9 protein-coding genes and 1 pseudogene are annotated in these 8128 nt (G+C 67.2%); 3 read left to right on the top strand and 7 right to left on the bottom strand.

Features of this window, described 5'->3' with window-relative positions:
• Positions 1 to 74: 74 nt before the first annotated feature.
• Positions 75 to 1751 carry a tail fiber domain-containing protein gene (locus M529_RS47640; protein ID WP_021316926.1) on the bottom strand — a complete coding sequence of 559 codons (1677 nt, stop codon included), beginning with the start codon at positions 1749 to 1751 and terminating at the stop codon, positions 75 to 77.
• Positions 1752 to 1835: 84 nt separating this feature from the next.
• A complete protein-coding gene (locus tag M529_RS29875) occupies positions 1836 to 2972 on the bottom strand; it encodes a phage major capsid protein (RefSeq protein ID WP_021316925.1) in 1137 nt (378 codons plus the stop codon).
• A 785-nt stretch (positions 2973 to 3757) separates the two neighbouring features.
• Between M529_RS29875 and M529_RS49060 the strand changes: the two genes are divergently transcribed.
• Entirely contained in the window at positions 3758 to 4000 is a 243-nt protein-coding gene (locus tag M529_RS49060) for a hypothetical protein (protein WP_152522537.1), read from the top strand.
• A 270-nt stretch (positions 4001 to 4270) separates the two neighbouring features.
• Here the strand turns inward: M529_RS49060 and M529_RS29870 are convergent, their stop codons facing one another.
• From M529_RS29870 to M529_RS29860, 3 genes are all read right to left on the bottom strand, one after another.
• The gene (locus M529_RS29870; RefSeq protein WP_021316924.1) at positions 4271 to 4729 is read right to left on the bottom strand and encodes an HK97 family phage prohead protease; all 459 of its coding nucleotides are present in this window, start codon (positions 4727 to 4729) and stop codon (positions 4271 to 4273) included.
• 71 nt (positions 4730 to 4800) lie between these two features.
• Positions 4801 to 5133, bottom strand: coding sequence for a DUF6127 family protein (locus M529_RS29865; protein WP_031294517.1), 333 nt, complete (start codon positions 5131 to 5133; stop codon positions 4801 to 4803).
• A complete protein-coding gene (locus M529_RS29860; RefSeq protein ID WP_021316922.1) occupies positions 5133 to 6254 on the bottom strand; it encodes a phage portal protein in 1122 nt (373 codons plus the stop codon). The genes M529_RS29865 and M529_RS29860 overlap by 1 nt, the downstream gene beginning before the upstream one ends.
• Positions 6255 to 6393: 139 nt before the next feature.
• Between M529_RS29860 and M529_RS29855 the strand changes: the two genes are divergently transcribed.
• Positions 6394 to 7014 (top strand): energy transducer TonB, encoded by a 621-nt coding sequence (locus tag M529_RS29855; protein ID WP_021316921.1) that lies wholly within the window; start codon positions 6394 to 6396, stop codon positions 7012 to 7014.
• Positions 7015 to 7034: 20 nt separating this feature from the next.
• Here the strand turns inward: M529_RS29855 and M529_RS29850 are convergent, their stop codons facing one another.
• Complete coding sequence (locus M529_RS29850; protein WP_031294514.1) at positions 7035 to 7373, bottom strand: hypothetical protein; 339 nt, start codon at positions 7371 to 7373, stop codon at positions 7035 to 7037.
• A 170-nt stretch (positions 7374 to 7543) separates the two neighbouring features.
• Between M529_RS29850 and M529_RS29845 the strand changes: the two genes are divergently transcribed.
• Complete coding sequence (locus M529_RS29845; RefSeq protein WP_021316919.1) at positions 7544 to 7867, top strand: hypothetical protein; 324 nt, start codon at positions 7544 to 7546, stop codon at positions 7865 to 7867.
• Between the two features lie 59 nt (positions 7868 to 7926).
• Here the strand turns inward: M529_RS29845 and M529_RS29840 are convergent.
• Positions 7927 to 8128: pseudogene (locus M529_RS29840) on the bottom strand (ATP-binding protein); the annotation flags it as partial.

Genomic DNA, 8128 nt, shown 5'->3' with positions numbered 1-8128 from the left:
CCCCCGCGCGCCACGGCCCGGCCCAGCCGCCGGCATCCCGCCGCACATCGCCCAGCACTTCGATGCCCAGCGCCTCACCCTGCATCGCCGCCGCCTTCCAGCGCCGCCAGCCGCGCCTCGATCCGGTCCATCCGCCGCCGCTGCCAGGCCGCCTCGACCGCCAGGCACTCTTCGTAGCGCAACCCCCAGCGTTCGCCCGCCGGCCGCGCCTCCTGCACCAGCGCACCCGCTTCGTCCCGCACCTCGACCGTTGCCGGCCAATCGTCATGGCACAGCAGGCCCCAGCCCACCGCGGCGCCCTCGCCCAGCCGCGCGTCGATCGCATCGCGCACCTGCTGCGCGACCAGCCCGGCATGGCGCCGCGCCGCCTCGCCCTTCGCCGCCCATGCCTCCTCGAACCGGAAACTCCGCCAGGCCACGTCGTCCCAGGCGTCCAGCAGCGGATCGGGCACGGCCGCGATCTCCCGCTTCATCCTGGCGTCGGAGGTATTGATCGCGCCGCTCGCCGCGAAGATCTCCTTCCACCGCTGCGCCGCCGTGCCCAGGCCGATGGCGTTGTCCACGCCCGGCCGCACATTGTCCGCCGCGATCCGCGCCGCCAGGGTCTGCGATGTCGATCCGCCGGCCACCGCGAACATCAATATCTCGGATCCCCGCCCCGAACCGCTCCAGCCCTCGGACGCAAAGCCGGTGATGCGCGGCCCCAGGGCCAGGATCGTTCCATCGTCGCCGCCGAAGGTGATGTTGCCCAGCGAATCATTCGCCGCGACGGATGCCGATCCCCCCATGGCGCCGCTGCGCGATTTGACGAGCTGGAGCACGGGGCCGTTCGCGTCCGCCGTCCATCGAATGATCGTGTTCGAAGCGCCGGAATTGCTGGTCCCGTTGATCTGGCACGCGGACACCGCACCGTTGACCTGATAAGCGGCGGAACTCCCCACCGTGACGCCTTGAAAGCTGTTTCTCTGGGTCCAGCTGTTCGCGACGGCCAGCTGCCCCGCTCCCGCGATCCGCCCGTCGTCGCCTGCCGCCACGGTCCCGGCCGCCGTGCCCACGTTCAGTGTGGCGCAGCCCCCCAGGCCCAGCGCGGTGCGCGCCGCCGCCGCGCTGGTCGCCCCGGTGCCGCCATGGGCGATCCCCAATGTCCCGCCCAGCGTCAGCGTGCCCGCGCCCGTCACCGGCCCGCCCGATACGGAAAGTCCCGTCGTCCCGCCGCTCATCGCGACGCTCGTCACCGTGCCCGCGCTGCTGCTGGTCCCCGCGCCGATATAGGCGCGGAACGCCGCCGCATCACCCGCCCCCAGCGCGCCCCGCCCGAAGGCGGTGGTCGTCACACCCGACAGCGCGCTCAGGGTCGCGCTTGCCGCCTGCTTGCCGCCCAGTGCCTCGCCCAGCCCCTCGACCGCGCCGATCCCATGCCCATGGCCCTCGACCGCATCCGCCCAGCCGGCATGCAGCGCCAGCCCGACGCGCTTCTCCCCCGCCGCGAAGTCGACCGCCGCGCCACCGGCCGAGGATGCCAGCGCCTCGCGCACCAGCCGCCCCTCGCCGTCCAGCGTGCCGATCCCCGTCTCCCATTGATCGGGGTCGGTCACGCCGACGATCGCATAGGGAAAGCGCGCGCCCGCGCTCACCGCTCCCGCAAATTCCCGATAGCCCGCCTGTGCCCCGCCCAGCACCAGCGGCCCCGTCCCCATGTCGTGGCAGACCTCGCGTACCAGGTCCGCCATCTCCCATCCCGTGATCGCCACCGCCGCCTCCCGAGGAACAAAAAGCCCCTCCCCCGGAAAGGGGAGGGGCAAGGTGTGGGGCCAGGCCCCACAGGGGAAACGCGCCTACGACGCCGCGAACTTCATCAGCTTGATCGCCTCCGAATTGGCGACGCCGCCGCCGATCCGCTTGACCGCATAGAAATGCACGAACGGCTTGTTGCTGAACGGATCGCGCAGGATGCTGGTCTCGCTCCGCTCGGCGATCACATAGCCGGCCTGAAAATTGCCGAAGGCGATCGACAGGCTGTCCGCCGCGATGTCGGGCATGTCCTCGGCCTCGACCACCGGATAGCCCAGCAGGCTCGCCGGCTGCCCCGCGCTCAGCGACGGCTGCCACAGGAACGCCCCGTCATCGGTGCGCAGCTTGCGGATCACCGCCAGCGTCGCGGAATTCATGACGAAGCTCGCCCCCTGGCGATAGGGCGCGCGCAGGCTCTGCACCAGGTCGATCAGCGCATCGGCCGGATCGGCATCGAACGCGCCGGCAGCGCCCGACGGCACATATTGCAGCGTCCCGAACGCCCGCGCCCCGTCCGCCGCGCTGCTGGTGGCATAGCTCAGGAAGCCCTTGGGCTTGTTCGTCCCGTTGCCGCCGACGAAGGCCGCGCCCTCCGCCGCGGCGAACTCGCGGGCGATCTCGCCCGCCAGCCAGCCCTCGACGTCGAACTGCGCGTCGTCCAGCATCGCCTGGCTCGCCGCCGGATTGGCGTAGAGCTCGCCCGAAGGCGGCGCGATCTCGTTGAAGACCGGCGTCGCCGTCTCGCCCCGCGCGCCGGTCTCGCTCGCCCAGCCCGACACCACGCCGCCCGACGTCACCAGCTTGCGGTATCCCGCCGTGCCGGTGCGCACGACATTGGCGATCGCCCGGATCGGCGAGATGCTCTTCAGCGTCCCGTCGATCAGCTGGTCGATCTCGCGCGGCACCGCATAGCCGCCCGCGCCGCCCGAAGCGCCCGAAAAGCTCTTCAGCTCCACGCCGGCCTCATGCCCCTGCCGCAGGTATCGTTCCACGAACGCCGCCCGCGCCGGATCGACGTCGCCGCCCTTCACCCCGTCGAGCGCCGGCCGCCGCGCGGCCAGCAAGGCACCGTCCACCCGCCCTTTCAGCGCCGCCATCTCCTGCTCCAGCCCCGCGATCCTCTCGCCCTGCACCACCGCATCGAAACTGGCCTCCAGGCCATCCACCACCCCGTCCGTCATTCACCTGTCTCCTTGCCACGAACGAAAAAAGGCGGCCCCGATGGGACCGCCCGAAAAAAGAAAACCCTCGCCCCGTCAGGGGAGAGAAAATGCAACTCCCTCACCGGAAACTTCAATTTTTAGACAAGCACCGGGAACATGCCCAGAACATTAACCTTATCAAGCTTTGCGCATCGACCTGCCTCCCTCAAAAGTCTCCTAAAATGCCCTAGGACGATGCCTCAGTGATAAGTGGCTTACCATTGGAGGAGGGGATGCCTAGCTCGACGCCTGGCCTGTGGGGCGCTCTGGCGGCAATTTAACGGCATGCGCCATTGCGCTCAATTCCGACTTCGGCTAGAATGCAAAAAGACCGCCAAGGGGCTGAATCCTTGACGGTCCTTTTGGAAGTGCCAACTGCCTGAAAGACCGTTGGCGGTCGTGATCACGGAACAATTTTTTATAGGATATGTACGCGACCGTCAACGAAAATTCAGGCCTAATGTAAGGACTGATTTTCGTTATGAGTAAACATTCCATCCTGTGCGGCTCTTGCAAGAGCCAAGCAAAATGTGTCGCGAATCCCGGACCCGGCGACAAGGTGACCTGCTCCGGGTGCGGTCGCGAAGATCGTTTCGATGATGTTATGAAAAGCGTGAAAGACTATGTCATTCACAGCATGGCGCAATCGTTCGACCGCAGCTTCCAGCGAATTGCCCGCGGTAGCAAGTTCCTAAAGGTAACGAGCAAGTCTCCTAGCCATCGCTCGTTCCGGTGGACCACCTCCAACCTAGGGATTTAAAGCCATGATGCAGTTTGCCCTTATCCGCGAGCAAGGTGTCAATTTTGGCATAATTGTGGTCAAAGATCACGTCATCGCAAACACAACTGAAGCGAATAGCGCTGTGGCTTACTGGTCCCAGCAGTTCGGTTGTCCCACTATTTTGTTTGGGGCCCGGGACCATCGGCTTTATGGACGCAGAGATCTTGTTCGCTTCGTAAGCGGTCTTCATTACAGTCAAATTCCGTGGCGCAAGAAAGCGGCGTAGCTGAACCGAGCATAGCTAAGACACCTTGGAGCGCTTCCGCTATGCGGTAGCGCTCCATTTCGTTAGTAGGCATAAGCACATTCCCGCCGGGAAACTCACGGTATATTGGCTGCCCGTTACAAAAGACGGTTACGAGATTTGTCATAGGATCATGAATCAATCGATCAGATAATTGTCAATGCCGGGGCACTTATCCGCCCTCACACAGGCCATCGCCGCGTCCTTCAGCTCGACTACAGCGCGGACGACCTGCCCGGCCGCCTACAATGGCTAGGCGTCTGATTCCACCGCATGCACCCGCGCCAGCGGCTGCATCGGATGCGTGACCAGGCTCACCTCCACCAGCTCCAGCGCCACCAGCTCGCGCGGCGTCGCGCCTCGCGCCTCCCGCACCCGGTATCCGAAGCTGAGCCCGTCCACCGCCTTCTCGCGCAGCGCCCGCGCGGCCTCACGCCCCGCCGCCGTCCGCGCCGACACCCGCCCGATCACGCGCAGTCCGCGCGCATCCTCCTCCAGCCGCTCGACCGTGCCGATCACCGCGTCCGGCAGGTGCTGCCACAGCAGCGGCACGCCCGCCGCCCGCACCGCCCCGAACGCCCCAGCCCGCACCAGGTCGCCGCCCCGATCGACCCGGCCGAACACCGCCGCATAGCCGGCAAAGCGCACATCGCCTTCCCCTTCCGTTCGGGCTGAGCCTGTCGAAGCCCCCTGCTGAGCGAAGCGAAGCATGGGCCGCGCTACGCTCGGCCGCCCTCCTTGACTCCGCTCAGGGCGAACGGCGCTGGTTTCCGGTTCCTCCCTCATCCCTTCACCATCCCGATCACGCCCACCTTGACCGCGATCCCCAGCAACAGCAGCGCCAGCCCGATCCGCGCGATCCATCCGATCACCGCCCCGCGCGCCGCCTTCTTCGCGTCGCGCCAGGCGGACAGCAGCTCGCGCAGTTCCCGCATGTCGCCCTCGGCCCGCCGGTCGGAGAGCCCCAGCCGCTCCAGCGCCCGCCCCGCGCCCAGCTCGCTCGCCTCCTCGATCAGCGCGCGGATCATCACCATATCGCCCAGACCCGAAGCGCCGCCCGGCACCCCCTCCGCCTGCGCGACCAATCGCGCCAGCATCTCGCCATCCTGTCTCATCACACCCCCAGCATCGCCCGCTTCTCCTCGGCGCTCAGGAAGTCCGCCGCCGCGACCCGTTCCCACAGCGCGGCGCGCTCCTCGGCCAGCGCCGGCACCGCATCCAGGTCGGCGGCGATCGTCACGCCCGGCCACCAGCCCGAAAGCCCCTGCGCCAGCCCGCCGCAGATCTTCGCCACCAGCGGCAGGATGGTCTGCCGCCACAGCGCGCGGTTCGCCTCGCGATAATTGGCGTAGCTGTTGTCGCCCGGCAGGCCCATCAGCATCGGCGGCACCCCGAAAGCCAGCGCGATCTCCCGCGCCGCCGCCGCCTTCAGCCCCACGAAATCCATCTCGGCGGGCGTCAGGCTCATCGCCTTCCAGTCGAGCCCGCCTTCCAGCAGCATCGGCCGCCCGGCATTGGCCGCGCCGGCGAAGGCCGCCTCCATCTCGCGCTTCACCCGCTCGAACTGCTCGGGGCTCATCACCGACCCGTCGCCCGGGTCATAGACCATCGCCCCAGAAGGCCGCGCCGCATTGTCGAGCAGCGCCTTGTTCCACACGCTCGCCGCATTGTGGATCGCGACCGCGCCCGCCGCCGCCCCCGCGCAGCCCAGCCCATAATGATCGTCCAGCGGATGCAGCGCCTTCACATGCAGCACCCCCGTCCGCCCCGCCCCGTCCTCGGGGCTGAGCCGCGTCACGCTTTCCCCGACGCGATAGAGATAGGCCGCCGGCCACCCCCGCGCGTCCGCCTCCACGCTCACCCGCTCGGGCCGCAGCGCATAGAGTTCGCCCGGCATCCCGTCCGCCCCCGCCAGCACCTGCACATAGGCATTGCCGTGCAGCAGCAGGTGGCAGGCCAGCGTCTCCACCAGCCCCTGCCCGGCAGAGCTCTTCCCGACCAGCGTCGCCACCCGCGCCCGCGCCTCCTGGTCCGCGCCGCCGACGGACAGCGCCGTCGCCCCCTCGGACACCAGCCGCATCGCCCGCTGCGCCACCGGGTTGGTCATCACCCCGGCGCGCAGCTGCGCCTCATAGCTCGCCGGCCATTCCCCCAGCGCGACCGCCCCCGAACCCCAGGCGCGCGCCAGCACCGGCCGCGCCGCAACCGGCGCCGCCTTCGTCCCGAACCATTTCATGAAGACCCCCGAAAACAAAAAATCCTCTCCCCGTCAGGGGAGAGGATAGTGAAGGTCAGCGGCAGGGCCGCTCACCGAAAGTCGGCGAGAGAATGAGGCCATCCTTTACAAAGACCGCGCAGCGATCAAATCTGCGCGCATGTCGTCCATCGCGCCCATCCTGCTCGCCCTCGCCCAGACAAGCGGAACGCCCGTCACGCCGCTCGTTCTGCCCACTGCTCAGGACTATGCGCTCGTCAGTCTCCCACCGGCATCGACCGGCGCGGCAACCGTCAAAGTCACCCGACGCGAAGGCAACGATCAACTCGATTGCGTGCCCTCCGATATTGTCGGAGGGACCGGCATCGCCCTCGCCAGTTGCAGGCTCATCATGATGAAGATGGGATGGATGTCGGCGATACGCGGCCGGGACGGCCATGACTTGACCGTGCCGATTGTTCGCATCCTCTGGGAACCCGCGCCGGCGTCGTTTCAGGGCGACTTCGGCGGCGCGACCCCGATCGCGACCGACGGCAGGCCTCCGATGGAAGACACAGCCGATCCCGCTGCTGCCGACCTGCAAAGCGACTATACAGTGCGACTGGATGCCTCCGGTCTCCCACGATCCTGCCGCATTACTAGGTCGTCGGGCAGCCGCAAACATGACGATACCGCCTGTCTTGTCGCCATGGGCCAGCGCTATCTCCCCGCGCTGGATGGAAAGGGCCAGCCCAGGGAAACGCAGGTCAAATCATGGGTCAGGTTCACGGACCGGCGATAGCGCTCGCCAGCCCGTGGACATCACGGATTGCGCGCCAGCACCGCGTCGCAGGTGGCGTCGGTGCCCTCGCTCTTGCCGATCAGCCGCCCGGCGACGGCACCCGCAGCGCCCGCCAGCAGCGATTCGCCCAGGCTCCCGCCGGCCAGCGCGCCCACGCCCACGCCGCCCGCAGCGCCGATCACCGTACCCTTGTCGCGGCCCTTCTTGCCCTGCATCAGGCAATAGCGCACATCCTCGCGATCCGCCGGCCGCGCCCGATCGATCCGCGCGCGATCACCGCCGTTCAACGACTGGGCCGCCACTGGACCTGCGACCATTGCGGCACCGGCCAGGGCGACGATCCATTTCGCCATAGTCATAACAGTTGCTCCATATTTTTCATTCCCGGAAAACGGAGATCGGCGGACGGAGGTTCCCCTATGGCTCGCGCCCGTCCGTCACGGGCCAGCTCTCAGGAAATCAAGAAAGATGTCGGATTTCGATCGAAATCGGCCGTTGCGAGACCCACACAGCGATGCCAGCATGAGACATGGCTAACGAGCAGCATCAGATCATCGCCACCGACATTCTCTTTTATCACGATAGCGATGAAAGGGCATTCTTCGAATGGATTGATCGGATGTCGTTTGTTCAAGAGAGCTGCGGCATTGGGAGCGACATCTTCATACGCTTCAACCGTTTCCCCACGGACGACGACCTTTGGGAGCTCATCGGCTTTTGTCGGCGCTATCAGGTGGAAATGACGCAGTTGAAGAAGTTTCTCACCGATGCCAACCGGGAATGGTTCTTAAATCCTGAGATGTTCTGGTTTACTCAGATATTCGGCTCGAGCGAAGCCGCTAACGGCAGCTAGCTCGCTCCATTCGCTCATCCCCACCTCCGCCGTACCGCATAGCACCGTCGCACCACTTCCTACATCCCCCGCACCCGCGCCTCGCCCCTCCTGCCCAGCATCAGCTCGCTCAGCGCCCACACCAGCGCATCCGCCCGGTCGGGCGATCGCCCCGGCCCCTCATAGCCGCCGCCCGCCACCAGCCCGCACAATTCGTCCTCCAGCGCCGGGAAGGCGCCGCGATGCGCCACGCGCCCCGCCTCGTACAGCGCCGCGACAGGC

It is taken from the genome of Sphingobium ummariense RL-3 (assembly GCF_000447205.1).
Classification (GTDB): domain Bacteria; phylum Pseudomonadota; class Alphaproteobacteria; order Sphingomonadales; family Sphingomonadaceae; genus Sphingobium; species Sphingobium ummariense.
Note: the sequence above shows the minus strand (reverse complement) of the source record. Positions and strands in the feature narration are given on the sequence as shown.

Bases quoted from the DNA above. Each gene is read 5' to 3' on its own strand.
- M529_RS29875 (WP_021316925.1), bottom strand. From the start codon at position 2,972: ATGACGGACGGGGTGGTGGATGGCCTGGAGGCCAGTTTCGATGCGGTG.
- M529_RS49060 (WP_152522537.1), top strand. From the start codon at position 3,758: ATGATGCAGTTTGCCCTTATCCGCGAGCAAGGTGTCAATTTTGGCATA.
- M529_RS29870 (WP_021316924.1), bottom strand. From the start codon at position 4,729: ATGCTTCGCTTCGCTCAGCAGGGGGCTTCGACAGGCTCAGCCCGAACG.
- M529_RS29865 (WP_031294517.1), bottom strand. From the start codon at position 5,133: ATGAGACAGGATGGCGAGATGCTGGCGCGATTGGTCGCGCAGGCGGAG.
- M529_RS29860 (WP_021316922.1), bottom strand. From the start codon at position 6,254: ATGAAATGGTTCGGGACGAAGGCGGCGCCGGTTGCGGCGCGGCCGGTG.
- M529_RS29855 (WP_021316921.1), top strand. From the start codon at position 6,394: ATGTCGTCCATCGCGCCCATCCTGCTCGCCCTCGCCCAGACAAGCGGA.
- M529_RS29850 (WP_031294514.1), bottom strand. From the start codon at position 7,373: ATGACTATGGCGAAATGGATCGTCGCCCTGGCCGGTGCCGCAATGGTC.
- M529_RS29845 (WP_021316919.1), top strand. From the start codon at position 7,544: ATGGCTAACGAGCAGCATCAGATCATCGCCACCGACATTCTCTTTTAT.